This window comes from Clostridium sp. AM27-31LB, assembly GCF_003480745.1.
Taxonomy (GTDB): domain Bacteria; phylum Bacillota; class Clostridia; order Lachnospirales; family Lachnospiraceae; genus Butyribacter; species Butyribacter intestini.
Genome location: NZ_QUJS01000001.1, coordinates 246,478 through 272,855, shown reverse-complemented (window position 1 = coordinate 272,855; position 26,378 = coordinate 246,478). Strand labels below are relative to the sequence as shown.

Below are 26,378 nucleotides of genomic sequence, written 5' to 3'. Positions count from 1 at the left end.
AGCTTAAAGCATTGCAGAAAAGAGGAAAAAATGAATAAATCGCTTAAAAATCTGGTTATGGCAGCTTTATTTGCCGCCTTATCATGCGTTGCAACATCAATAATCCGTATTCCCACACCAGGAACAGGTGGATATATTCACCCCGGTGATGCAATCGTAATCTTATCCGGAGTATTCTTAGGACCTGTCTACGGACTTTTCGCAGGCGGTATTGGTTCAGCACTCTCTGATTTCATCGGAGGTTATTTCGTATATGTACCTATAACTTTTGTTATAAAAGGACTCATTGCATTTATAGCCGGCTATATTTTCCAGAAAGCTGCAGCAAACAATCATTCAAAACAGTTAGCCGTAGCATTCGGTGGTGTTGCTGATATCATTTTAGTAGCAGGCGGATATTTCATCTGTGAACTGCCAATGTACGGAATAGGAGCCGCTGCAAGCATACCGTCAAACATCATTCAGGGTGTAAGCGGTCTTATAATCGCAAGTATTCTCTATCCGTTACTCAACCCTGCACTCAAGCCACTCTTATATAACGAGCGTTAAGAATAAAACAGAAATTTAATACAATCAAAAACATCATTTACGATTACCATTACGGTATGTTGTAAATGATGTTTTTTAATGAGAAATTTATAATAAGCTGCAGGTTACTGCATTGTCACGATGTTCCAAATTATTATGGTAAAGTTTGTGCAAAGCACAAATCTTCTAAGATGAACTCGTCTGAAACTTCGATAGTGAAGTTTGTTCAAAGCACAAATCTTCTAAGATGAACTCGCCTAAAACTTCGATAGTGAAGTTTGTGCGAAACACAAATCTTCTAAGATGAACTCGTCAGAGTTCATCATATGATGCGTCTTGCACAATATGCTCTGGAATAATTAAGGTTTGATTTTACGATTCCCCACTTCTTACCCATAGCCTCAACTGCCTTTCCGTCACCTATATACATAACAACATGACCTATTCTGCTGCCATGACGATAAAATACAAGGTCACCGGGCTGAAGATCTTTTATATCAACTTTCTTTCCACAATTTGCCTGACTTGCCGAACTGTGTGGCAGACTATATCCAAACTTCTGATATACGCTCATAACAAATCCTGAGCAGTCTGCACCCTTTGTAAGACTTGTGCCTCCCCAAACATATGGGTTTCCAACAAATTTAAGTGCATAGTTTACTATCTGATTTCCAAGCTTTTCGTCTGATTTTGAAAAACTTAATGTCTCCTCTGCCGCATCCTCTGAAGCCGCCTGTTTTTTCTTTGTATCTAATATTGTCGCTGTGTCAAACTTACGGTAAGTGTCGGTATATTTCCTGGCAACATAGCCTTTGCGACCATTTACACTGACTTTAAGCCACTTTTCACCTTCTTTTATAACTGTACATACATCGTCATCTTTAAGCTGTGTCACGATAGATGCTGATAAACTTTTCTTTTTTCTCAGGTTAAGAACATCAACGCTATCTTTTAACTCCGCATAAGTTGTCGCATATTTATCCGCTAGTTTTTCAACTTTTACACCACCCTTAACGAGTGACTTTTTCCACACATAACCCTTTGCTTTGCCTGACTTAACCTTAACCCAGTTGCCGTCTTTAGAATTTCCGATAATATTAACGGCATCTCCATTTTCCATTTTCGCAATCTTTTTACCGTTTCCTGATGGAGACTTTCTTATATTTATAACATCATCCTTTGAAACTGCCACGGCTGTATTCTTCCACTTTTTATCAAGTGCCTTTTTCTTCTTTTCAGCATTTTCTTTATTAGCAGCTTTTTTTGCCAAAACATCTTCCTTTGAAGTCTTTTCTGTACCAGACTGCATTGTCACTGCCTGAGATGTACTTACTGCTGTGCCTGTGCTTATCGCTGCCTGTGTGCCGACTGCTGCACCCGTGCTTACTGCTGCCTGTGTGCTCACTGCCGCACCCGTGCTTATCGCTGCCTGTGTAGCCGCTGTCACATTTACCTGTGCATTATCTGCACCTGCCATACCTAATACCGTGCTGTCAGATGATGTACCCGCACCAACTGACACACCGGCATCATAATAATTATCTAAAACACCGGCATTTGTCATAGCCGATGCATCTGTTCCCGAAAAACCCATACCTATTGTAATAAAACAGGCTGCCCCTAAACCAGCCGCTGTTTTTACCCAATGTGTTCTGTTCATTTTAATTCTAAAACCTCTCTTCACTTTTATTACAAAACTATTACAATATGTTAAAAAGTATAGCACCGTAATCTTTGTATGTCAACAAAACAATTGTGTATTTTTTATGTTTTTCTAAATTATTTTTGTTATTTTTTGTCAAAATTGTGTTTTTTTACATTTACTTTGATTATATTATTTTCAATCATTATAAAAATTATACAACTTTAGTTCCAAAAAAAAACAGTTTTAATCTACAGCAGTCGTAAAAGTTTTTCTTTATGTGATGCAGAAGTAAAAGCTGCCATTATGGCATTTCTCTCAAAATCTATTATATCATCTTCATCAAATCCAAAAGTATCTGCAAGCATGGTAAGTTCTTTTTTTATATCTGTTCCGGATACCATCATATTGTCCGTATTTATCGTAACTTTAACACCTGCATCCATAAGCTTTTTAATAGGATATTCATTGATATTTTCATATATGTTTGTATTGAGATTGCTGGTCGGACATAGTTCTAAAGTGATACCACCGTATGAAAGTTTCTTCAATGTATCCGCATTTTCCACTGAACGCACACCATGACCTATCCTTTTTGCTCCAAATTCAAGGGCATATTCTACACTTGTAGGATTATCTGCTTCTCCTGCGTGTATTGTAAATGGAATATGTTTTTCACGAGCAAGTTCAAATATATCCCTAAAATCTTTTGTAGGAAAAAGTCCCTCTGCTCCTGCCAGGTCTATCGCAACAACCCCTTTGCCAAGATATTTTTCGGCTGTCTCAACAGTTTCCATATTTTCAGCATGATTATCATTTCCACGCATACAGCACAAAATAAGACCTGCATCCAAAGATGACCGGTTTAGACCACGGACAGCGGCTTCAACTGCCATTTTCTGTGACATCCCTTTTTTCGTATGAAGCTGCGGTGCAAATCTTATCTCTGCATATATAATTCCTTTACTTTTAAGTTCCTCAATAAGTTTATATACGGCAAAACTCAGAGCCTCTCCAGTCTGTAAAAGCGTCAGCGGATATTCAAATTTTTCAAGATATTCATTGAGATCTTTGCACTCATGTGACACCTGCAGCCTTTTTAAAAGTTCTTCATCCGTATTCTCATTTTTAATCCCCTGCATACACATGAGCTCTTTAACCGTCTCAAGAGATAATGAGCCATCCAGATGAAGATGAAGGTCAACAAGTCCTATATTATCTAAGTTTACATTTTTCACACTACTTTTTCTCCTTTCCTTTACAATGTACTCTCGGTATCTTCTCAAAACGAGTCATTTCGGCTGCATTTCCGATATACTGTTTCCATTTTCTCGTCGTACACACCGTGTACGCACTGCGAAAATGTCATTGTATATCAAAAATCCATCTCGAAATTCTTCGTTCAGAAGATTCCGAGAGTACATTACACTGCTGCCCTGCTAAGCGTAACCACAACTTTAAACAAATCCCCATCTACAAACACCTCAAGATTTCCATTTTGAAGCTGCATGAGATTTTGTGCTATTGAAAGTCCAAGTCCACTTCCCTCCGTATTTCTTGACTTATCACCTCTCACAAATCTCTCCATAAGTTCATCACCTGAGAGGTTAAGCGGCGTCTCAGACATATTTTTTACGGTTATAAGCACTTTATCTGACAATATTTGTGCTTCGCTGTCCTGCTCTTTTTCTGATAGCTCCACATCAATATAAACCCTTGTATCAGGCATTGCATATTTGTTTATATTTTGGAATATATTATCAAAAACCCTCGACAGATGCCTGCCATCCGCATTTATCTCAAGCTCGTTTTTAACCTCATCATCCATTCTAAAATTAACTATAGGCATGAGATTTTTCTTTTCAAATTTAGATATATATTCTCCGAGACTTTGCTCAATAAATACCGCAATCCCAAGTTTTTCCATATTCACCTCGACATTACCTGTTGATGATTTTGACAAATCAAGCAGGTCATATATAAGATTTTTAAGTCTCAATGACTGCCTGTCTAACACATCTATATATCCTGCCGCTGTTTTGTTTTGCAAATCCTCTTTTTTTAAAAGGTCTACATAACTTATTATCGCCGTAACAGGAGTTTTTATATCGTGTGAAACATTTGTTATAAGCTCCGTTTTCATTCTCTCACTTTTCATCTGCGACTCTACAGCTTTTTTCATTCCATCGCTGATATTATTGAGAGAATCTGCCTCCATTTTAATTGGAAGCATCATTCCCTTTGTATTTATCTTTCCATCAACACCGCCGGTTGACATTTGTTCTATACCCATATGTAATTTAGAAATATCCCTAATTACCCTCGCTATAATAATGGTTCCTAATATTTTTGATATAAGTACCGTTAAAAATGCAATCTCTGAACCACTGACAACAGCAAGAACACCTTCTGTAATACCAGCCACCCAATATACTCCAAATACTATAACACTCAATTTTACCATTGATAAGACTGCTTTTATTATCTTTGCAAAACTAAGTATCACCCTCGTTATAAACATATTATCAATAAGTATGCCTGCCTTTACCTGGGCACAAAAAACAGTATAAAACAAAGTGATAAAGATTCCTGCGATAGTGCCTGCGATTAGACCTCCGATTATAATATTTGAAATGCCATATTTTAAAATACTCTTTATTTTTTCTATGTCTATTTCACTGCTTACAAATAAACTAAAACCTGCCACTATGGCTGCAATAAGTACAACAACTAAGATATCTGCAGGCATTCTGTAAAATCTCCTTACCTTACCCTCTTTATTTTGTTCAGCATTTGCAAAAAATGCGATAAATATTGACGATATAATAAGCAGAATCCCAGAAAAATATGTCATGAATGAAATAAAATGCTCATGCTCTTTATACCAAAAAATATAATAAAAACTATCCCCTGTCTTTAATTGACTGCGTATATTTCCCTCAATAGTATAATCGCTTGTTTTTACATGATACTGTGTTGCTTTAACATAATAAAATCTATTTTTTCTATAGACACTACAGGAACCTATTTTAAATTTTCCATTTGCTATCTCATATGCATTTACACTTCTGCCATCACATCCCAGCAACACTGCTTCCCTAAATTCTCCTATAAAAATATCCTCACTGTTTTTTCCAAAATATGTTGCAAAATCTGTTCCTTTCCAATCATTTTCAACCTCAGCCCCCTCAACATCATTTTTCACTTCTCCACGATCACAAACATCCTCTGCATAAACACTGTCATACAAAACTCTGCATATAAGATTTCCATTGTAAATTTGAAACTTTATGCTTATTCTGTCATATGGGTATAACTTTTTTAATTTATTTATTATTGTATTCTTGTACTTAGGTATATACTCTCCGCCTGACACCCCCAATTCATAAGTATATTTAATTGCATCATTATAAAGTTTTTTGCCGTCAAATTTAAATTTAAAATCCCCATAATCATTTATTATATATCTATTTGTCTGTTCAGACATATCAACACAATATCCGTTCATAACTTCTTTTGTCATATTGTATTTGATGCTTCCTACATATCCGTCATATAAAAACATAAAATTTGAATTTTTATCACTAAAATACTTTTTCTTTAATCTTGACATCTCACTTAATTTATTAACATAATTCATCTTTTTTAAAGCTTCTTTATTTTGCATAAGTGCAGCATATCGCCCGGCTATCTTTGTCATACTGTTCACCCTGCTTTTTATCTCACTTTTTATGCTGCTTTGTCCAAAACCATATTGTCCGATGCCTACAAGATAAACTGTCCCCATCACAATAAAAACAGCCAGCGATACAGCTTGAACTACATTAAAAAATGCCCTTAAAATTCTTCTGTTGATTTTCCTCTTAGCAAAAATATCTTTCTTCATAAAGATTCCTGCCCTCCCTTATCTTCCCATACAACATCTTATAAGCCTTTTTACACATAACCCGACAATCCATAGCAGGCTTATAAGCAAACTGTATCTCTAAATCTCACATTTATATCCCTGTCCCCACACTACTTTTAAATATCGTGGCTCTGACGGATTTATCTCTATTTTTTCCCTTAAATGTCTGATATGTACCGCAACCGTACCTTCACTCCCGATAGGTGCGTCATTCCATACTTTTCTGTATATTTCCTTTGGTGGGATAACTTTCCCCGGCTGTTTTAAAAACAGTTTAAGTATCTCAAATTCAGTCGGAGTAAGTTCTTTTTCCTCACCGTCCACAAAGACTTTCTTTGACGAGTCATTAAGTTCTATCCCACCCAGAACAAACTCAGACTCATCATTTTTACTTTCTACCTCTCCGCCACCTAATGTCATATAACGCCTAAGCTGAGCCTTCACCCTTGCTATAAGCTCTACCGGATTAAAAGGTTTTGTAACATAGTCATCTGCTCCGACATTAAGTCCAAGTATCTTGTCCGTATCCTCACTCTTTGCCGTCAGTAAAATAACAGGGACATTTGAATTTTCCCTAATCTTGCTCATAGCTGAAATACCATCCATGACAGGCATCATAATGTCCATCACAACCAGGTGAACTTTCATACTCCCTACAAGCTCGACTGCTTCTTTCCCATTATACGCTTTAAAAATATTATAACCCTGACTTGTAAGATAAATTGCTATGGCGTCCACTATATCCTTTTCATCATCGCAAATAACTATATTATACATTTCTTTATACGCTCCTGTTTTTTATTTTGCAAAATATCAATTACTGCTTATCCAAATGGTGCAGCAACAACAAACATCAAAAACATTTATCTCCGGTACATTCATATTATCTCAAAAAAATTATTAAGAAAAAAGCTGGAAAATGTTTAAGATTTGTTTAAAATATTATTTATAAAAACCTCTATTCTTTTGCACTTATTATTTTATCCCTATGATAATTATTTAGCAACCTTTTTGTTCATCTTGTAAATCCATCACTTTCATTTACCACTTTAAGATAACAAAAAGACAGCAAACCTATTAAAAGCCTGCTGCCCCGGCACTAAACCATCAATGTTTATTATTTAATTATCAAATTTTACCTTTTTTCATCTTTTATACATCCATCAACCATATGTATTTTTACATCTGACAGAAGTTCAATGTCTTCTTTATTATGACTTGCTATTATAATTAATACTCCTTTTTCTTTTAACTCCAATAACAGTTTTCTTACATCTCCTATGCTTTCTTCATCCAGTGCATTTGTCGGCTCATCAAGAAGTAAAAGTTTTGGATGCTCAAATATTGCCTGTGCTATGGCAAGTTTTTGTTTCATTCCTAATGAATATGTTTTCACTTTCTTCTTTCTGACATCATGAAGTCCTACTTTTTCAAGTGCCTCGTTTATATCTTCGTCCGTTGCCGTCTTTCTTACCTTTGATAAGATTTTCAGATTATCAAAAGCATCATATTGTGGCATAAGCTCCATGTTTTCTATTATTACCCCCATATCATTTGGAAAACTTATTTCTTTATGTAATACCTTACCATCTATCACCACACTGCCCTCTGTAGGAAATATAAGTCCTGCTATGGCACGCATGAGCATTGTCTTTCCTGAACCGTTCCTGCCATAAAGACCATATATATTACCACCTTCAAACTTATATGAAACACCATCAAGAACATTTCTGCCCTTTAATTTTTTTGTATAATTTCTTACATCGACTACCATCTGCTTTCCCTCTCTTTCATCTGCTTAACTGTTTTCCTGTATGATATCTTTTTTACCGTAAACTGCCACTATCAGAACTGCCTTTATCAAAGCATACAATACAAGCACTGTTATGACCATGAACTTAGGAAGATTTATCATTTCATTCCTTATCGTCATTGCTATATTGGTATAACACAAAAGATAAAGATACCTGCTTTTTTCATATGCATATATCATTTCTCCGGCAAATATATGTAACATCAAAATCACCATTTCGATTACAATTGCAATTCTTGCATCAAATATGATTTCAAATATTGCTTCCCACAGCGACAGGTTTAAACATACCAGATAAAAAATCACAACATAATATATAAATTGTGTTATATCCGTCTTTACAGCTTTCATCCCAAAAATTCCGGCACACATGAAATATATCAACAATACAAAAAATATCATCTGCGATATTCCTTTTATCTGATTTAATATGATATTTACCGCAACACGGCTTCTTTTTCTGTGTCTTGTCACATACAATACACCATACCCGTTTATGTATTTTTCCGTGTCCATAAACAAATAAAAAAGCACAAGACCGAATAACAGCAAAATTCCTGCATAAAATATGACATCCCCATTAAATTTCACTCCGGCAAATACATTCTCATAACAATATTCTTCATTTATTCTGAATACATACGATACATAAAAAAATATCCCTATAACACACCAGAATTTCTTCTCGCATAAAAGCTTCATCCTTACCACCGTTCCCATCTGTTTTTTATACTTTAGTTTTTTCTTTTCTCATATCCGCATACTTTCAGACAATATCCCTCTTTTCATAAACGACATCTGCAAGCATATATATACCTGTTGTTATCGCAATATCTCTCACCCTTTTTAAGAACCATATCACAGCTTGTACGCTTCCTCCAAGTGACATTGTATCTATCACCGTTAATCCAAAATACAGATTGTCAATCTTAAGATAATTAACCATATACAGATTGACAGCCACCGCCATTAACAATGATACTATCTTTAACCTTGTGATAACATAAAACAACAGATAACAGACTCCCCCAAAGCTAAAAATAATAAATACCGCGATATAATAAAATATCATGTTCTGATAAAAATGCTTACTTATAAGAATATCCATATCTACAAAAACACTTACTCCGACAAGCTGTACCAAAACATATATAAATGTAAAACCTGCACTTAATGCAAGCATATTTAAAAAACATCTTTTCATAGCGGCTCGCCGACCTATCCGTGATACCGATGATGTCAAAAAAGGATCAACCTCTTTAAAAACAAACATCAGAAATAATGCCATGTATATAAATGCAATATACACATAATGTCCATAACCGCCCTGAGTTCCGACTATCATCTTAAATAATTCTTCTTTTTTCTCTGTATGTATCAGATAGTTTTCCTGTTCATACCAAAATCCCGCAAATACTATCAATACACCCAGATATCCATACGCAACACTTCTATAATTCATCCTGTCTCACCTTAAATATAAATGTAATTAAACTTATTCCCAAACCTACACCGACATAAAGCATTACTGATTTAATAAAATCCTCAAAACCATACTCTATAAACGGCTGTGTGGCATATGTAAGATTATACGGTGTTGTCTGAAGCCACATCCATATAAAAAATCCCAAAATATATGTGATAGTATATCTTTTGCTTATAAATGCTAATGACTGAGTTATCATTCCACACATTCCGGCTAAAACTGATGTAACAAAGATATATAACAAATACATCTGATTAGGGTATTTTCCCTCTAACCTAAACCACAACTCATTTTTATCCTCAAATAATGTTTCTATTCCTAAAAAGCTGTATCCTCCCCTAAAAACAATTTGACTTAAAATAAAATTCACCAGCAAACTGATTGCCAACACACAAAACGGTATTAAAAATGATGAAATATATTTTGTCATATAATATTTCTTTTTTGATCCCCTAGACAATAAAATATTTACATATCCTCTTTTTTCCTCCGAAATATATCTGTCACTTATCATATTTAATACAAAAAACGGAAGTAACCATAATAACAGCATCTGTGATGCATGCCCTTGTGTATTTCTTGCTAAAAATGATGCATTTGCCGGATGACTTATCCAATTAGTAAAATATTTTGACCCATCTTTTTCACATTCTTTTTTCATCATTAAATCTCTGGCAATTATTTCTTTTTCATGTTTTCTTGCATATGCAACATTCATCTGTTTATATTCTACAGACAAGTCAATTATTGGTATTATTAAAACAAGCAAGATAATCAAAAATGTACGCTTATCTTTCAAAATTCCTATTATCTCTTTCTTTAACACTTTTATATTTCCTCCATCTTTCTTTTAGTAAATATATACTAACACAAAATTTTCACATTTTTCGACTTATGTACAAAATAGTAGTGCTTTTGTCGAAATTTAAAGGTACATCATTATTTTCACAAAAAAATCCGTATCATTGTGCTCTATATCCACTGTCTCAGTATGCTTTTCTACTGTTGCCTTCACACTCCTTAAACCGATACCACGCATACCCTTATCCTGTTTCTTTGTAATTATCCTGCCATTTTTATAATTCAATTCTCCATTATAAGAATTTTTTATATTCTTTAATGTCTGCTTTTACCATTGCTCCCATTTTTTTTGGCTTATTTTTTCATAGTTCTCTTGACATTATTTCCATAAGCTTTTTCCTTATTTCTTTTCTCCTAGATTGACTTATCGAGAACTCTGTCCCATCTGTCATTGTAATACTGTCATATCTAATAGTTTCAATGTATCTGTAATTTATTAGATATGATTTGTGTATAAATAAGAAATCATATCGTTTTACTCTTTCATACACCTTTTCCAGTGATTCATAAAATGCATCTTTTTCCTCTGAAGTAACCACTGTTACTTTTCTGTTATCTCTTATAAAATACATTATCTTGTACAATTCTACTTTTTTATGTGAATAGCTCTTCCTATACTCAAAAAAATTTTTCATTCCTCCCATTATGTCTATATAAATATCTATTACTCTTTCTAATTGCTTGTCTTCTAAAGGTTTTACTATAAAGTCAATAGGTCTTACCTGGAACAGTTCCATTGCATACTTTTTTCTTCCCGATACATATACTATCTGTGTAATATTATCTTTTTTTATTTCCCTTATGTATTTACCTATTTCTATCCCATCCATTTTAGGAAACTCAATATCCAAAAATATAAGGTCATACCTTATTTCATCAAGCATACGGCATAGTTCTTCTCCTGAATTAAAAATGTCAATTTCATATCCTATGCTTTTATTTTTTAAAATACCCTCAACTTTATTTTCAATACAAACACACATTTCATTTATATCATCACATATTGCAATTTTTATATCCATTTTTATCCTCATTTCTACACAATGACTCATATACACATCTTATACTAACGCATAAAGTTTTTCGGTTGTCTGCTTTATCTACGACACCTGAATATATGTATAGTGTAATTTTTCTTCAATGTAAATATTATACCACATAAATTCTATATTATCCAATAAAAACTGGGATAATGTTTTTATTAATCGAGTAGGCAGGAATATCAAAAGCCTGCTGCCCCGGCACTAAACCATATTTCTTCCTGATTGCTTGACACCCCTGATTAGTCAAATTATAATAGCACTGTAAAGGAAATCGTACAGCTGTCTAACTCTGTCCGGCTGCATATTCGATTTGCAGATGATGAGAAAAAAACGATTAGAAATGACTGCTGTGCTCTATAGTGTACTGACCTGTTGATATTTTGCCGCTAGATTCCATGCAGACATCGTTGCTGTTGTATTTAGCAAGCCAGTCACACAACTCGTTCAACCCTTTCGTAAAGGAAGAAAAGCGAAAATCAGCCAAGGTGTTTCATGACGCATTGGTGGCTTTCGCAGAAAGGCGGATTATAACTATGAAAAAAAATTATCATCTACACTGGCAGATTCACCTCTGTCTCATCATTTTACTGCTTCTTTTTTGCAGTTCAAGCCAGGTATCTGCTGCTACAAAAATAAATTTAAAAAATACCAGGATTAAATTATCAGCCATAAAGCTTACCTATAATAAAAAGGTACAGCGTCCTAAAATAAGAGTAACTTATAATAGAAAAGTCTTAAAGGAAAAGAAAAACTATATTATAAATTACTCTAAAGGCTGCAAAAAAGTAGGAACTTACACGGTTCAGATTATTGGAAAAGGCATTTATACCGGTACTGCCCAAAAACAGTTTATCATTTTACCACCAAAAGCCCAGATAATGAATATCTATGCCAAAATATCAACTGCAACTGTAATAATAAAAAGGCAAACTACCCAAACCAGAGGTTATCAGCTGTGCTATGCCACTAATTCCAAACTAAAAAATGCAAAAACTATAACAGTCAAAGGTAACAAAAACAACACAATTTTTCTTAATGATCTCTGTGCCAGAACTACATATTATCTGAAAATCCGCACTTATATGACCGTTAAAGGAAAAAAATACTATTCTAAATGGTCTTCTACAGGCCATTGCACAACAAACAGCACCCACCAAGGTGCAACGCCTACGCCCACATCCGTACCGATTCCGAAATTAACATTCAAATATGGTGCCGAAAATGTTACATTGGAAAATGGGAATCCCTATAATATCCAGGTATCCAACAATATCAAAAATATTGATATTTCTAATCCAACAGTAGCATATTCTACAGATGAATCTATTAATGGCAACAGCTGTTTGTTAAAAACACTTGAACCTGGAGAATGTGTGATCACTATCACAGACATTTATGGACAAAAATTAATATCCACAGTTTCAGTAACTCAAAAACTTGATGATCCACATACCCAGACATCTTATACAGCTACATCTGAAACTGTTGACAGTGCTCTTCCGGTTCCAACGATTAAATCGATAGATTATGGGGATGGATGGATGGATGTACACTGCCGTGGAACTCTTTCTCAATCTGATTCATATATTGGTTATGAAGGTTATCTATCCTACAACAACCAATTTAAGTATAGCATTCAGGTTTCACAAGCTGTTAATGTGGTTGATGGTGCAGGAAATGTATGTTTCTCTTCTTTAGATACAGGTTACAGCTATTATATTAAAGTTCGTTCATACACCATCCACAACAATGTAAAAATAGTTGGACCATGGAGTGAAATCCGCAAAGCTGATCTGCCTACATACGACAAAAAAGGAACTACACCAGCTAAATATACATATGAAATTTATGGTCTTGACAAACAGAAGGCAGATATTTACACCGATTGTTCCAAACCTCTTTTTATAAAGACAGACAATCCGGATCCTAACTCTTTTTCCTGGATTTTTAATGGAAATGACTCTCGGATTAGTGCATACAGAAGTGGAATATCTCGTTTCTATAGAGATATTCCTTTAGAAGACAATGACTCAGAAACTACTTTATTTGATAAAGTAAAAGGTGGTTATATCGGATATATGCATTTTTCCGAAGCAGGAACCTACACTGTAGAATTCAGGGAATATTCATTATCAGGTTATACGGTTGCAAATACAGTGACATTAAATGTTCTGGATTATGAACAGGCAAAAAACGCATGGATGATTGACATTATTAACAGAACTACAACTGCTGATATGACTCCTTTTGAAAAGATGGACGCTATAAGTGCCTACCTCAAAGAACCAGGCCGTTTTAAATATTTAACCAGGTATAACGATGATGTAGTCTCTCTGGCAGCAGATCCTATTCAACCATTTTTTGTAACTTACCGTTGGGACTCTAGCACATCACCGGCAATTCTCGGTGAGTTCGCTGAATTAGTAGGTGGATTTGATGATATTCATTATTGCTTTGGTGATTATCAAGTTGGCTCTCCATCATGGTCCATATGGCATTATGTGGTAAAGCTTACTATAGGAAATGAGACTCAAAACTATGCCGTTTGCCCAATGGGTTCAACCGGCGACATCGAAGAAATCAAAATGATTGATTTTTCTGATCTGAGCAATATGCGAAAGTTCGGATAATCTTAACTTAAGAAATATATTGACATTTTCATTCAATTATATATATTATATTAACAAAAAGCCTTATTATATGGGCTTTTTGTTGTACTTCATACTTTGTCTAGTGTATCAACACATACCACATCATACTGATTAGCTATCCTCAGTAGCTTTTTTATTAAAAAAACAGCCTTGTCATGCAAAGCACAACAAGGCTGTTCTCTATATAAAACTCTAATTTAATGCTGTAATATAAGATTACTCTACGATTGTAGCAACCTTTCCAGAACCTACTGTACGTCCACCTTCACGGATAGCGAAGTTAAGACCCTGCTCCATAGCTACTGGATGGATGAGCTCGATTGTCATCTCTACATTATCACCAGGCATACACATTTCTGTACCTGCAGGTAACTCACAAACACCTGTTACGTCTGTTGTTCTGAAGTAGAACTGTGGACGATAGTTGTTGAAGAATGGAGTATGACGTCCACCTTCGTCCTTTGTAAGAACATAAACCTGAGCTGTAAATTTCTTATGGCAAGTTACTGTACCTGGCTTAGCAAGAACCTGTCCACGAACGATCTGATCTCTGTTGATACCACGAAGAAGTGCACCGATGTTATCACCAGCCTGTGCTTCATCAAGCATCTTACGGAACATTTCGATACCTGTTACAACTGTCTTACCAACTTCTTCCTTAACACCAAGGATTTCAAGTTCGTCGTTGAGGTGAAGTGTACCACGCTCTACTCTACCTGTAGCAACTGTACCACGACCTGTGATTGTGAATACATCCTCTACTGGCATAAGGAATGGCTTATCTGTATCACGCTCTGGGTTAGGGATGTACTCATCAACTGTGTCCATGAGTTCCATAATCTTGTCTCCCCACTCGCTGTTAGGATCTTCAAGAGCTTTAAGAGCTGAACCTTTGATGATTGGGCAATCTTCAAATCCGTACTCTTCAAGAGCTTCTGTTACTTCCATCTCTACTAACTCGATAAGTTCAGGATCGTCAACCATATCGCACTTGTTAAGGAATACTACGATATAAGGAACGTTTACCTGACGAGAAAGTAAGATATGCTCTTTTGTCTGAGCCATAACACCGTCAGTAGCAGCAACAACAAGGATAGCACCGTCCATCTGAGCAGCACCTGTGATCATGTTCTTTACATAATCAGCATGACCTGGGCAGTCAACATGAGCGTAATGTCTCTTTTCTGTCTCATACTCAACATGAGCTGTAGAGATTGTGATACCTCTTTCTCTCTCTTCTGGAGCCTTATCAATGTTCTCGAAATCTACTGCTGCGTTACCAGCAACTCTAGCTGCAAGTGTCTTTGTGATAGCAGCAGTAAGTGTTGTCTTACCATGATCTACGTGACCGATAGTACCAATGTTACAATGAGGTTTAGTTCTTTCAAACTTTTCTTTAGCCATTTTTAATTGTCCTCCTTAAATTCATAGGCTTTGCCTAACTAATTTTCATTTTCGATTTTCGCGTTATTATAACACTATAAAAAGTATTATATTGCAAATCAATATATTTTTCAAGTCTTTTTGATGACTTTTACATGGAAAAGACTTTTAAAATCACCTTTTAAAAATCTTTTCCATAAGAATTTATATATAATGTTGTTGTCAACTATATTCTGACTTCAACTGTTAAGAATTATTCTGCATTCTTACCTGCAAGAACCTTGTCCTGAACATTCTTAGGACACTGCTGGTATCTCTCAAAGAACATTGAGTAGTTACCACGTCCCTGTGTTGCAGAACGAAGCTCTGTAGAATATCCGAACATTTCAGCAAGTGGAACGAAAGCTTTAACTATCTTTCCACCACCGATGTCATCCATTCCTTCAATCTGTCCACGCTTAGCGTTAAGACTTCCGATAACATCACCCATGTATTCCTCAGGCATAGTAACTTCAACCTTCATGATAGGCTCAAGTAATACTGCGTTACCTTTCTTCATAGCATCCTTGAATGCCATAGAACCTGCGATATGGAATGCCATTTCTGATGAATCGACTTCATGGTATGAACCATCCCATACAGTAGCATGAACACCGAGTACAGGGAATCCACCGAGGATACCAGCCTGAGCTGCTTCTTCGATACCTTCACCAACGGCTGGGATGTATTCCTTAGGAATAGCACCACCTACTACTGTTGACTCAAACTTAAATGGTTCTTCACCGTTAGGATCCATAGGCTCAAACTTAACTTTACAATGTCCGTACTGACCACGTCCACCTGACTGCTTAGCATATTTGCTATCAATATCAACAGCAGTTGTAAATGTCTCTTTGTAAGCAACCTGTGGAGCACCTACATTAGCTTCTACATTGAACTCACGAAGAAGTCTGTCTACGATAACTTCAAGATGAAGCTCACCCATACCTGCGATGATTGTCTGACCAGTCTCCTGATCTGTATGAGCTTTGAATGTTGGATCTTCTTCAGCAAGTTTTGCTAAAGCTTCACCCATCTTACCCTGGTCATTCTTTGTCTTAGGCTCAATAGCGAGCTCGATAACAGGCTCAGGGAATTCCATAGATTCAAGAATAACAGGATGCTGCTCATCACAGATTGTATCACCTGTTGTTGTAATCTTAAATCCTACTGCCGCTGCGATATCACCAGAGTAAACTTTGTCGATTTCACTACGGCTGTTAGCATGCATCTGCACGATACGACCTACACGCTCTTTCTTCTGCTTTGTTGCATTAAGAACATATGAACCTGAGTTTAATGTTCCTGAATACACACGGAAGAATGCAAGCTTTCCAACGAATGGATCAGTCATAATCTTGAATGCAAGTGCTGCGAATGGCTCGTCATCAGAAGATTTACGAACAACTTCGTTACCTTCTTCATCTGTACCTGTGATATCAGGGATATCTGTTGGTGCAGGCATGAATTCAACTACGCCATCAAGTAACTTCTGAACACCCTTGTTCTTATATGCAGAACCACAATATACAGGTACTGCTTCACAAGCGATTGTTCCTTTACGAAGTGCTTTCTTTAACTCATCGATAGTTGGCTCTTCACCTTCGAGATATTTCTCTAATAAGTCATCATCTAACTCACAGACTTTCTCGATAAGGTTGTTGTGCCACTCATCAGCGAGGTCTTTGAGGTCATCAGGAATATCTGTAATCTCGATATCTGTTCCCTCATCATTTTTATAGTAATATGCATCCATTTCAAAAAGGTCGATAAGTCCGATAAAGCTGTCTTCCTTACCGATTGGAATCTGAACAGGGATAGCATTTTTTCCAAGACGATCAATGATTGTCTGTACTGACATGAAGAAATCAGCACCCATTTTATCCATCTTGTTGATGAATGCCATACGAGGTACATTGTATGTGTCAGCCTGACGCCATACATTCTCTGACTGAGGCTCAACACCAGCCTTAGCATCAAATACACCTACAGCACCATCAAGTACACGGAGTGAACGCTCAACCTCAACTGTGAAGTCTACGTGACCCGGTGTATCAATGATGTTGATACGATGCTCTAAAGCACCTTTTTTCTTCTTATGATGATCTTCAAGTGTCCAATGGCATGTTGTAGCAGCAGAAGTGATTGTGATACCTCTTTCTTTTTCCTGCTCCATCCAGTCCATTGTTGAGGCACCGTCATGTGTCTCACCGATCTTATAGTTTACACCTGTGTAATATAAGATACGCTCTGTTAATGTAGTCTTACCGGCATCGATATGAGCCATGATACCGATATTTCTAGTTCTATCAAGTGGATATTCTCTTCCAGCCAAGACTCTTTACCTCCTTACCAACGATAATGTGCAAAAGCCTTATTAGCTTCAGCCATCTTATGCATGTCTTCTTTCTTCTTTACAGATGCGCCTGTATTGTTAGAAGCATCTAAAATCTCGTTAGCAAGTCTTTCTTTCATTGTTTTCTCACTTCTCTTACGAGAGTAGAGTGTAAGCCAACGAAGAGCTAAAGCCTGTCTTCTGTCAGGTCTAACTTCGATAGGTACCTGATATGTTGCACCACCGATACGTCTAGCTTTAACTTCGAGCTGTGGCATGATATTGTTCATAGCCTCCTCGAATACTTCAATAGCGTCCTTACCAGACTTCTCTGCAACTTCATCAAATGCACCATAAACGATTTTCTGAGCAACACCCTTTTTACCATCTAACATGATGTTGTTTACAAGCTTAGTAACAACCTTGTTCTTGTAAACTGGATCTGCTAACACGTCTCTTTTCTGTATATGTCCTTTACGTGGCACGTTACTTCCCTCCTTAACATTATTTAGCGATACTAACAGCCGACACTGCATTCTCGTATCACTATCATTAATTCATCGGTACTCACAATTTTTAAGTGTCCGCACCAGGTTAATTATGTGAAATTAATCCGGCACTTCTCCAAATTAGTGAATCTTACTTCTTAGGTCTCTTTGCTCCATACTTAGAACGACCCTGCTTTCTGTTTGCAACACCTGCTGTATCAAGTGTACCACGAACGATATGGTATCTTGTACCAGGTAAATCCTTTACTCTACCACCACGGATAAGAACTACGCTATGCTCCTGAAGGTTATGTCCTTCACCCGGAATGTAGCTAGTTACTTCGATACCGTTTGAGAGACGAACTCTGGCTGTTTTTCTAAGAGCTGAGTTAGGTTTCTTAGGTGTAGCAGTACGAACTGCAGTACAAACACCTCTCTTCTGTGGAGAGCTCTGTGCTACTGTTTTCTTGTTCAAAGAATTGTAAGTGTACTGAAGTGCAGGAGAATTAGACTTCTTTGTTGAGGCCTTTCTTCCTTTTCTTACTAACTGGTTAAATGTTGGCATTAATTTCACCTCCTATGTTTATAGTTAAAAAGTTCATGTATGCAAAAAACGCACACTCACTTAGTATAATAAGCAAGTATGCGCTTGTCAAGTGTTTTTTGGGATTTTTTATCTGTTTTTTTGTAACAGTTCAGCCATAAAAAGATAATTTGCAATACAATTAGCTTGTTTGCTAATTTATAAATATATAAAATTCAAGACGGAACTACTATATTTCTTCTTTCAGCTCAGATAAAACATCTTTTATGCTGCCTAATGAAAATCCTTTGCGGTAAAGCTTTGCAATAATCTTTTGACTTTCTTCATATGATAATGAAGCGAGCACATCTGCATCTATGCCGAGTTTTTCTATCTGTCTTCTAAGTGCCGTACTGTCATCATAATCTATATTTTCAAGTGCAAGCTCTATATACTCGTCTGCTATATGCCTTTTATAAAGATCCTGTTTCATTCTCTTTATACTTCGGCTCTCATGATATATCTCAACAAATCTTTTCGCATAACGCTCATCATCTATATAATGGAAGCTTCTGACATACTCAACCGCACTTTCCACGGCTTCTTCTGAAAAACCTGCCTTATTAAGTTTGTCAGTAAGCTCCCACTCTGTCCTGTCATTATGCTGTAATATAAGCATTGCTCTTTTTTTAGCCTTTAATATCTCATCACTTTTTTGTCTGTTGTCTTTATTATCTTCTATCATCGCCATGATATATCCTAAGCTTCTGTCTCACCGGCATTATTATCTGCTTCTGTCGTAACCTCTGCCTGCTCATCAGCAAATACACTTTCCTCATCCTCTGTCTTGGTTTCTTTTGAGAATTTTTCTCTTACCTTTTCTTCTATCTCTGCCATAACATCAGGATGTTCTTTAAGGTATGTCTTGGCATTTTCCCTGCCCTGACCTATCTTGCTGCCGCCGTAAGCATACCATGCACCGCTCTTGTTTACTATGTCTTCTTTTGCAGCAAGGTCAAGTATATCGCCCTCTCTTGATATACCCTCACCGTAGATAATGTCAACTTCTGCCTCACGGAATGGAGGTGCGACTTTATTTTTAACAACTTTTATGCGTGTACGGTTTCCGATGGCTTCACCATCTTTCTTTATCTGTTCACCGCGCCTTACCTCAAGCCTGATCGATGAATAATACTTAAGTGCACGGCCACCTGTAGTAGTCTCAGGATTTCCAAACATTACACCTACTTTTTCACGAAGCTGGTTTATAAATATAACCGTACAACTCGTCTTTCCTATGATAGCCGTAAGTTTTCTAAGTGCCTGTGACATAAGTCTTGCCTGAAGACCTACATGACTGTCTCCCATATCTCCCTCTATCTCAGCCTTTGGAACAAGTGCCGCAACTGAATCCACAATAACTATGTCTATCGCACCCGAACGAACCATAGTCTCCGTAATCTCAAGAGCCTGCTCACCTGTATCAGGCTGTGATATATATAAATTGTCAATATCGACACCTATCTTTTTTGCATATACCGGGTCAAGTGCGTGCTCTGCATCTATAAATCCTGCTATACCGCCTCTTTTTTGTACTTCTGCGACCATATGAAGTGCAACCGTAGTCTTACCACCTGACTCAGGTCCATATACCTCAACTACTCTGCCCTTTGGAACACCGCCTACTCCAAGAGCTATGTCAAGTGAAAGGGAACCTGACGGTACAGTTTCCACATTAAGATGTGCATTGTCTCCGAGCTTCATGACCGCACCCTTTCCGTAGTTTCTCTCTATCTGTGCCATAGCTGACTCTAACGCTTTTAACTTATTTTCATCAATATTTGGTTTTGCCATCTTCTAATCCTCCTTTTACGAACAGATGTTCCTAACATCTATATTATATTGTTTTTCAATACTTGTCAATCATTTTTTTCAGCAATGCTATAAGTGTAATGTATTATATTGTTTTTGCAAATACATTTCTATGTAATATTTTCACAAATCATTCCTAAGTTTTCTGTGCACTTCTTATAACAAAAATTGTGATTTAATGATTTTTCATAAGATTTCAAAAACATTCACAAAATATGGCTTTTTTTTAATTTATTTTTCGTTTCACCTGACATGATTTTTGTGATAAAATAAAAATTACATTCTATAGTTAATTATTTTGAAAGGTCGTGTTTAAAATGACAGATATAAATATACACGAAGGAGATTTCTACAGACACTTTAAAGGCCAGATATACCAGATACGCACCATTGCAACAAACAGTGAAGACGAAAGTCTTATGGTGGTTTATCAGGCAATGTACCCCCCTTTTAAAGTCTGGGTACGCCCACTGTCAATGTTTACCGAAAAACTTGACACTTCAAAATATCCTGATGCCGGGCAGACTTTCCGTTTTGAAAAGATAAATTTTGATGACAGTCCTGATATTGACAGTAGCACATATAATAAGAACAAAACCGATACTATCAAATCTGCGGACAACGATATAAAAAGTACCACGACATTTTTACATAATAATAAAAATGACATCAAAATATCTTCACCAAATGTCGTTTCAAACACAGATGCACCACAGGTAAGTGAGGACGATTTTATATCTGATGATATTTCCATATCAGATGAAGAAATGACCGATATTCTTTTATCCGGACAGGTTGAGCGAAAATTAACCGGCAGACTTTCCGATAAACAGATAGCAGCCAAAGGCTTTATGATATTTCTTGATGCAGACAGCTACCATGACAAGCGGCTGATATTCCTTAGTCTCAGGCAATATTTAAACGATACCATGTTGAATAATATTGCAGTAACTCTCGACCTTGTTCTTGATGAAGGCAGTCCCGAACAGCATTTTGATACGATTTTAAACTGCCTCGAAACCCATGAACATTATGAATGTAACAGGCTTCGCTAAAAATGATAAAATGTACTCTCGGAATCTTCTGAACGAAGAATTTTGAAATGGATTTTTGATATATAATGACATTTTCGCAATACATACAAAGTATGTATGCGTACACGGTGTGTACGACGATAAAATAGAAACAGTTTATCGGGAATACAGCCGAAACAACTCGTTTTGAGAAAATACTGCGAGTACATTAAATAAGAAATGAGGATAAATAAATGAAAGTAAATAAAGAAAGTATGCTTGTATATGCAATAACAGACAGACATTGGACAGGTGAAAAAACGCTTGAACAGCAGGTTGATGAAGTTCTTAAAAACGGTGCCACTTTTTTGCAAATACGCGAGAAAAATATGCCACATGATGAACTTGTAAAAGAGGCGGTCCTTATTAAAGAGATTGCAAAAAAATATAATGTTCCCGTTGTGATAGACGATGACATTTATGCCGTTATCGAGTCAGGTGTTGACGGTGTGCATATCGGTCAAAAAGATATGGATTATATTGAAGCAAGAAAACTTCTCGGTGATGACAAGATAATAGGTATGACGGCACCAAGTGTTGAACTTGCAAAGAAAGCAGAAAAACTCGGTGCTGACTATATCGGTGCAGGAGCGGTCTTTAACACAAGCACAAAAAAAGACACCAAACCACTTGAACTTAGCACACTTAGGGAAATATGCAGCAGCATTTCCATTCCAGTTGTCGCAATCGGTGGTATCGACCACTCTAATGTCAGAAAACTTAAGGGAACCGATATTGACGGAGTTGCCGTAATCTCCGCACTTTTTGGAGCAAGTGACCCCGGCGAAGCCACTAGAGAACTTGTTTCAATTATGAAAGATGTAGTTCAATAAAAAAATTTTCGGAGGTAGCAATGAACACAACTCACAAGCTGCATATTTTTGATATGGACGGTACGATACTCGACTCAATGCCAATGTGGTCTACCATAGCATCGGATTATCTTGACTCATATGATATTCCACATGACGATGATGTAAATAAACTTATAGAGGCATACACACTTGAAAATGCCGCAAAATATTTTATAGAACTCGGACTTGATAAAACGATATACGATATAATCAAAGATATTTATGATTTTTCTTTTAATAAATATAAAAATGAAATACCGGCAAAACCGGATATGGCAGAACTTTTGAAAAAACTTCATGAAACCGGTGAGACAATTATCCTTTTATCGGCATCACCTGTACAATGTGCCGTGGCTGCCTTTAAACGGCTTAACATCCTGGAATATTTTGATAAACTTTTTTCATGTCAGGATTTTGAGACAGATAAGACTGTTCCTGAAACTTTTATAAATGTAGCTGCTTCTCTAGGCTTTAAACCCGAAGATGCAATCGTATATGAAGATGCACTATATTCAATACGCTCGGCAAAAGCCGCAGGCTGCAAAACAGTCGCAATATATGATGACTTCGCCAGAAGTGAATGGGACGAAATTTTAAAAACGGCAGATGAGATATTTATAACACCTGATAAGCATAAAAATATAACAAAAATGTAAATAATATAATTGCGAAACTTTTGTAATCTTAGTAAAGCAGATATTCGCAATTTGTTTCACTACTTGCTCATATAAAATTATGAGGATATAACAACTGTTATATCCTCATAATCATTACAACTTAGATTAAGTTTCACAATCCCCAAAAATCATTCATCAAATATAGAAACTATTTCTCCGTCAAGAATCTTATTCATGTTCTTTACTGCACAGAAGTTTCCGCACATTGAGCAGGTATCTTCCTTTTCAGGCTTTGCTGATGCACGATAATTTCTTGCTTTTTCAGGGTCTATCGAATACTCAAATGTCTTTTCCCAGTCAAGTTCTTTTCTTGCCTGTCCCATATTGTCATCCCAGTCTCTTGCTCCCGGAACTCCTTTTGCTATATCGGCAGCATGGGCCGCTATCTTTGATGCGATTATTCCCTCTTTTACATCATTTACATCAGGAAGTCTAAGATGCTCAGCAGGTGTTACATAGCATAAGAATGATGCCCCATATGTAGCTGCTATCGCTCCACCTATCGCTGCTGTTATATGATCATATCCCGGTGCTATATCAGTGACAAGCGGTCCAAGTACATAGAATGGTGCTCCCTTGCACATTGCCTGCTGTACTTCCATATTTGCCTTAATCTGGTTAAGCGGCATATGTCCCGGTCCCTCTATCATTACCTGAACATCTTTTTCCCATGCTCTGTTTGTAAGCTCAGAAAGTGCTATAAGTTCCTCTATCTGTGCCGCATCAGTGGCATCCTTAAGACATCCCGGACGGCAGGCATCACCAAGACTCATTGTAACATCATACTGCCTGCATATATCGAGTACCTCATCATAATACTCATAGAACGGATTTTCATTTCCTGTCATCTCCATCCATGCATAAATGATAGAGCCACCTCTTGAAACTATATTCATGAGTCTTTTATTTCTCTTAAATTTTCTTGCAGTCTCTTTGTTTATTCCACAATGAATAGTCATAAAGTCAACACCGTCCTCAGCGTGCATTCTTACGACATCAATCCACTCTTTTGCAGTAATATCCTTAAGTGCTTTCTTATAATAAACAACGGCATCATAAATCGGAACAGTTCCGATAACGGCAGGACATTCACTTGTGAGTTTGCGTCTGAATACCTGTGTATCGCCACATGAACTTAAATCCATAATAGCTTCTGCACCCATATCAACGGCACTCTTAACTTTTTCCATCTCCATATCAAGATCAGTCCAGTCTCTCGATGTTCCGAGATTGACATTTATCTTTGTTCTAAGTTTTGTTCCAATTCCACTCGGCTTTAAACACTTGTGGTTTTTATTGGCAGGAATAATAACCTGTCCCTTTGCAACAAGCTTTATAAGCTCATCCTTATCAATCTTTTCATCCTCAGCAACTGCAAGAAGTTCCTTTGTGTAAATACCTTTTCTAGCGGCATCCATCTGTGTAGCGTATTCCATTTTTACCTCATTTCTGCACACATCTTTTGTGCGTAATTATTTTTCTGTTGACCCAAAACATGGCAAAACCAGCGTTTTGCAACAAGAATTGTGAAGCAATTCTTGTTGGCATCACACTATGTTATGAGCATTTCCCTATACATAAAAAACTCCGGATAACTGATGTAATACACCAGTCTCCGGAGTGACCATGCAAAATATTTAAAACATATGTGAACCATTTAAACAGAAGTTTTAAATCTTTAATATAACTATCTATATATAAATATTAAAAATTTCAAACCGTAATCCACATAAACAATATCTGCCTACGACAGTACTAACTGTATCAGGTCATATGGGTCGGATAAAATCCCTCTCAGCATTAAGCTCCCCAGATGTATCTGATTATATTTACTTTCAATACTAATGTCAAGATATTTTTTACATTTTAACATACGAAATGTAACAGTTCAGCCATAAAAAGATAATTGGCAATACAATGAGCTTGTTCATTGTATTGTTAAGTACCTTTTTATGGTAGAATAGCCTTTCATTTCTGAAATGAGTAAACATAAGCTGCAAAGCAGCGACTGACAGCTCGCTGGCAGGTTTATGAATGTAAGAAATGAAAGACTGAACTGTTATACTACGAAAATGAAAGGCTGAACTGTTACTACGAAAATGAAAGGCTGAACTGTTACTACGAAATTTCCTGCCCGATAACACCTTTATCACCAAATGTCAAGTATTGACTATCACCCACAAAAAAGCTACCATTATATTAAAACTTTTTATTAAGATTTTAAGGAAAAATCTGTCTTAAATTGTATTTTTCTAAAATATATTTGGAGGTTATTTATGATACTGGGGCTTTCCATTTACTTTATTCTGATGGATTTCTATGTTTTTAGCATTTTAGGCTGGGTTTATGAGAGCACTTTTGTTTCGATAAGAACCGGAAAGCCTGTCAACAGAGGCTTTCTCGTCGGTCCGATGCTTCCTTTATACGGTACGGGTGCTACTCTTGTTTATGTACTTTTACGACCTGTTTCCAGTCACCCGTCACTACTTTACGCTCTCGGTATGCTTATTGCTACTGTTATAGAATACCTCACATCTTATGTGCTTGAAAAACTTTTTCATGCTAAATGGTGGGATTACTCAAAAGCCCCTTACAATTTAAACGGCAGGATTGCCATTATCCCCTCTATGTTCTGGGGATTTCTGACTTTATTTTTGTTTGATGTCCTTGAACCGTTTGCAATTTGGCTTATCGGTCTTATACCCGAGGCAACAGGGCTAAAAATACTTACAGTTCTTATCTTGATTTCACTTGCCGATCTGACATACACAATTATTGAAACTGTTAATTTCAGAAAACAGTTGGAAACACTTTATACATTCAGACAGGAACTTGAACAGCAGTTTCAGGAATTACAGCTTAACTCATTGAAAGATGACCTCCTGGCAAAAATCGGTCTAAGTGAAAAAATAGAAAATATCCGTGAAAAACTTGCATCCTTAAAAGAAACTGTTATTGAAGAACCTAAGCTACGCCTTATTGAAGAAAAATTAAGTGATTATCGTGAAAAAAGCCGTTCTCTGTTAAAAAACAAACACTTTTTCATGGGAAACAGGCGTATTGTGGATGCATTCCCAACTATGCGATTTATTCCTAAAAATAAATCATCAATATCAGTAAAGGAGATGATTGGATATATAAATACAAAAGTCAAAAAAAATAATAAAGACTGACTGCCGGTTTGATTTTCACCGGTATATGTA

The 26,378-nt window shown here is 36.3% G+C and carries 23 protein-coding genes and 1 riboswitch; of the genes, 6 read left to right on the top strand and 17 right to left on the bottom strand.

Annotation, left to right across the window (positions count from 1 at the left end; translation table 11 throughout):
* Positions 1-30 precede the first annotated feature (30 nt).
* The gene (locus DW721_RS01160; RefSeq protein ID WP_022015413.1) at positions 31-549 is read left to right on the top strand and encodes an ECF transporter S component; all 519 of its coding nucleotides are present in this window, start codon (positions 31-33) and stop codon (positions 547-549) included.
* Between the two features lie 301 nt (positions 550-850).
* Here the strand turns inward: DW721_RS01160 and DW721_RS01155 are convergent, their stop codons facing one another.
* The 10 genes from DW721_RS01155 to DW721_RS01110 all read right to left on the bottom strand — a co-directional run bounded on the left by DW721_RS01155 (position 851) and on the right by DW721_RS01110 (position 11,259).
* Positions 851-2,188, bottom strand: a complete 1,338-nt coding sequence (locus tag DW721_RS01155; protein ID WP_118744532.1) for an SH3 domain-containing C40 family peptidase — start codon at positions 2,186-2,188, stop codon at positions 851-853.
* 233 nt (positions 2,189-2,421) lie between these two features.
* Positions 2,422-3,408 carry an adenosine deaminase gene (gene add / locus DW721_RS01150; RefSeq protein ID WP_207665605.1) on the bottom strand — a complete coding sequence of 329 codons (987 nt, stop codon included), beginning with the start codon at positions 3,406-3,408 and terminating at the stop codon, positions 2,422-2,424.
* A 185-nt stretch (positions 3,409-3,593) separates the two neighbouring features.
* The gene (locus DW721_RS01145) at positions 3,594-6,056 is read right to left on the bottom strand and encodes a HAMP domain-containing sensor histidine kinase (RefSeq protein WP_118744531.1); all 2,463 of its coding nucleotides are present in this window, start codon (positions 6,054-6,056) and stop codon (positions 3,594-3,596) included.
* Between the two features lie 99 nt (positions 6,057-6,155).
* A complete protein-coding gene (locus DW721_RS01140) occupies positions 6,156-6,854 on the bottom strand; it encodes a response regulator transcription factor (RefSeq protein WP_022015417.1) in 699 nt (232 codons plus the stop codon).
* Between the two features lie 358 nt (positions 6,855-7,212).
* The gene (locus tag DW721_RS01135) at positions 7,213-7,851 is read right to left on the bottom strand and encodes an ATP-binding cassette domain-containing protein (protein ID WP_118744530.1); all 639 of its coding nucleotides are present in this window, start codon (positions 7,849-7,851) and stop codon (positions 7,213-7,215) included.
* 24 nt (positions 7,852-7,875) lie between these two features.
* A complete protein-coding gene (locus tag DW721_RS01130) occupies positions 7,876-8,592 on the bottom strand; it encodes a DUF2705 family protein (RefSeq protein WP_118744529.1) in 717 nt (238 codons plus the stop codon).
* A gap of 64 nt (positions 8,593-8,656) precedes the next feature.
* Positions 8,657-9,352, bottom strand: coding sequence for a hypothetical protein (locus DW721_RS01125; RefSeq protein ID WP_118744528.1), 696 nt, complete (start codon positions 9,350-9,352; stop codon positions 8,657-8,659).
* Positions 9,342-10,202, bottom strand: coding sequence for a DUF2705 family protein (locus tag DW721_RS01120; protein WP_182436162.1), 861 nt, complete (start codon positions 10,200-10,202; stop codon positions 9,342-9,344). Before DW721_RS01120 ends, DW721_RS01125 begins: the two co-directional genes overlap by 11 nt.
* Positions 10,203-10,301: 99 nt before the next feature.
* The gene (locus tag DW721_RS01115; RefSeq protein ID WP_118744526.1) at positions 10,302-10,487 is read right to left on the bottom strand and encodes a GHKL domain-containing protein; all 186 of its coding nucleotides are present in this window, start codon (positions 10,485-10,487) and stop codon (positions 10,302-10,304) included.
* 52 nt (positions 10,488-10,539) lie between these two features.
* Positions 10,540-11,259, bottom strand: a complete 720-nt coding sequence (locus DW721_RS01110; protein WP_182436160.1) for a LytTR family DNA-binding domain-containing protein — start codon at positions 11,257-11,259, stop codon at positions 10,540-10,542.
* 554 nt (positions 11,260-11,813) lie between these two features.
* On the opposite strand from DW721_RS01110, the gene DW721_RS01105 reads away from it, so the two are divergent.
* Positions 11,814-13,910 (top strand): hypothetical protein, encoded by a 2,097-nt coding sequence (locus tag DW721_RS01105; RefSeq protein ID WP_118744524.1) that lies wholly within the window; start codon positions 11,814-11,816, stop codon positions 13,908-13,910.
* 237 nt (positions 13,911-14,147) lie between these two features.
* On the opposite strand, the gene tuf is transcribed toward DW721_RS01105, so the two are convergent.
* From tuf to recA, 6 genes are all read right to left on the bottom strand, one after another.
* Positions 14,148-15,335: an elongation factor Tu gene (gene tuf / locus DW721_RS01100; protein ID WP_022015424.1), complete on the bottom strand. Its 1,188-nt coding sequence runs from the start codon at positions 15,333-15,335 to the stop codon at positions 14,148-14,150.
* A 232-nt stretch (positions 15,336-15,567) separates the two neighbouring features.
* On the bottom strand, positions 15,568-17,688 hold the full coding sequence (gene fusA, locus DW721_RS01095) for an elongation factor G (protein WP_022015425.1): 2,121 nt from the start codon (positions 17,686-17,688) through the stop codon (positions 15,568-15,570).
* Positions 17,689-17,702: 14 nt separating this feature from the next.
* Complete coding sequence (rpsG, locus tag DW721_RS01090) at positions 17,703-18,173, bottom strand: 30S ribosomal protein S7 (protein WP_022015426.1); 471 nt, start codon at positions 18,171-18,173, stop codon at positions 17,703-17,705.
* A 154-nt stretch (positions 18,174-18,327) separates the two neighbouring features.
* Positions 18,328-18,741 carry a 30S ribosomal protein S12 gene (gene rpsL, locus DW721_RS01085; protein WP_022015427.1) on the bottom strand — a complete coding sequence of 138 codons (414 nt, stop codon included), beginning with the start codon at positions 18,739-18,741 and terminating at the stop codon, positions 18,328-18,330.
* A gap of 208 nt (positions 18,742-18,949) precedes the next feature.
* Entirely contained in the window at positions 18,950-19,450 is a 501-nt protein-coding gene (locus tag DW721_RS01080) for a regulatory protein RecX (RefSeq protein ID WP_118744523.1), read from the bottom strand.
* A gap of 8 nt (positions 19,451-19,458) precedes the next feature.
* Positions 19,459-20,553 carry a recombinase RecA gene (recA, locus tag DW721_RS01075; protein WP_118744522.1) on the bottom strand — a complete coding sequence of 365 codons (1,095 nt, stop codon included), beginning with the start codon at positions 20,551-20,553 and terminating at the stop codon, positions 19,459-19,461.
* A 335-nt stretch (positions 20,554-20,888) separates the two neighbouring features.
* Between recA and DW721_RS01070 the strand changes: the two genes are divergently transcribed.
* The 3 genes from DW721_RS01070 to DW721_RS01060 all read left to right on the top strand — a co-directional run bounded on the left by DW721_RS01070 (position 20,889) and on the right by DW721_RS01060 (position 23,154).
* Positions 20,889-21,626 (top strand): DUF1653 domain-containing protein, encoded by a 738-nt coding sequence (locus DW721_RS01070; RefSeq protein ID WP_118744521.1) that lies wholly within the window; start codon positions 20,889-20,891, stop codon positions 21,624-21,626.
* A 212-nt stretch (positions 21,627-21,838) separates the two neighbouring features.
* On the top strand, positions 21,839-22,477 hold the full coding sequence (gene thiE, locus DW721_RS01065) for a thiamine phosphate synthase (RefSeq protein ID WP_118744520.1): 639 nt from the start codon (positions 21,839-21,841) through the stop codon (positions 22,475-22,477).
* A 20-nt stretch (positions 22,478-22,497) separates the two neighbouring features.
* A complete protein-coding gene (locus DW721_RS01060) occupies positions 22,498-23,154 on the top strand; it encodes an HAD family phosphatase (RefSeq protein WP_118744519.1) in 657 nt (218 codons plus the stop codon).
* 149 nt (positions 23,155-23,303) lie between these two features.
* Here DW721_RS01060 and thiC read toward each other — a convergent pair whose 3' ends face one another.
* The gene (thiC, locus tag DW721_RS01055) at positions 23,304-24,611 is read right to left on the bottom strand and encodes a phosphomethylpyrimidine synthase ThiC (protein WP_022015433.1); all 1,308 of its coding nucleotides are present in this window, start codon (positions 24,609-24,611) and stop codon (positions 23,304-23,306) included.
* 288 nt (positions 24,612-24,899) lie between these two features.
* Positions 24,900-24,997: riboswitch (TPP riboswitch) on the bottom strand.
* 454 nt (positions 24,998-25,451) lie between these two features.
* Here thiC and DW721_RS01050 point away from each other — a divergent pair.
* The gene (locus tag DW721_RS01050; protein WP_118744518.1) at positions 25,452-26,348 is read left to right on the top strand and encodes a hypothetical protein; all 897 of its coding nucleotides are present in this window, start codon (positions 25,452-25,454) and stop codon (positions 26,346-26,348) included.
* Positions 26,349-26,378 lie beyond the last annotated feature (30 nt).

Excerpts from the sequence above, each read along its gene's own strand:
- DW721_RS01160 (WP_022015413.1), top strand. The coding sequence starts at position 31 with ATGAATAAATCGCTTAAAAATCTGGTTATGGCAGCTTTATTTGCCGCC.
- DW721_RS01155 (WP_118744532.1), bottom strand. The coding sequence starts at position 2,188 with ATGAACAGAACACATTGGGTAAAAACAGCGGCTGGTTTAGGGGCAGCC.
- DW721_RS01145 (WP_118744531.1), bottom strand. The coding sequence starts at position 6,056 with ATGAAGAAAGATATTTTTGCTAAGAGGAAAATCAACAGAAGAATTTTA.
- DW721_RS01140 (WP_022015417.1), bottom strand. The coding sequence starts at position 6,854 with ATGTATAATATAGTTATTTGCGATGATGAAAAGGATATAGTGGACGCC.
- DW721_RS01135 (WP_118744530.1), bottom strand. The coding sequence starts at position 7,851 with ATGGTAGTCGATGTAAGAAATTATACAAAAAAATTAAAGGGCAGAAAT.
- DW721_RS01130 (WP_118744529.1), bottom strand. The coding sequence starts at position 8,592 with ATGAAGCTTTTATGCGAGAAGAAATTCTGGTGTGTTATAGGGATATTT.
- DW721_RS01125 (WP_118744528.1), bottom strand. The coding sequence starts at position 9,352 with ATGAATTATAGAAGTGTTGCGTATGGATATCTGGGTGTATTGATAGTA.
- DW721_RS01110 (WP_182436160.1), bottom strand. The coding sequence starts at position 11,259 with ATGGATATAAAAATTGCAATATGTGATGATATAAATGAAATGTGTGTT.
- DW721_RS01105 (WP_118744524.1), top strand. The coding sequence starts at position 11,814 with ATGAAAAAAAATTATCATCTACACTGGCAGATTCACCTCTGTCTCATC.
- tuf (WP_022015424.1), bottom strand. The coding sequence starts at position 15,335 with ATGGCTAAAGAAAAGTTTGAAAGAACTAAACCTCATTGTAACATTGGT.
- rpsL (WP_022015427.1), bottom strand. The coding sequence starts at position 18,741 with ATGCCAACATTTAACCAGTTAGTAAGAAAAGGAAGAAAGGCCTCAACA.
- DW721_RS01080 (WP_118744523.1), bottom strand. The coding sequence starts at position 19,450 with ATGGCGATGATAGAAGATAATAAAGACAACAGACAAAAAAGTGATGAG.
- recA (WP_118744522.1), bottom strand. The coding sequence starts at position 20,553 with ATGGCAAAACCAAATATTGATGAAAATAAGTTAAAAGCGTTAGAGTCA.
- DW721_RS01070 (WP_118744521.1), top strand. The coding sequence starts at position 20,889 with ATGACAGATATAAATATACACGAAGGAGATTTCTACAGACACTTTAAA.
- thiE (WP_118744520.1), top strand. The coding sequence starts at position 21,839 with ATGAAAGTAAATAAAGAAAGTATGCTTGTATATGCAATAACAGACAGA.
- DW721_RS01060 (WP_118744519.1), top strand. The coding sequence starts at position 22,498 with ATGAACACAACTCACAAGCTGCATATTTTTGATATGGACGGTACGATA.
- thiC (WP_022015433.1), bottom strand. The coding sequence starts at position 24,611 with ATGGAATACGCTACACAGATGGATGCCGCTAGAAAAGGTATTTACACA.
- DW721_RS01050 (WP_118744518.1), top strand. The coding sequence starts at position 25,452 with ATGATACTGGGGCTTTCCATTTACTTTATTCTGATGGATTTCTATGTT.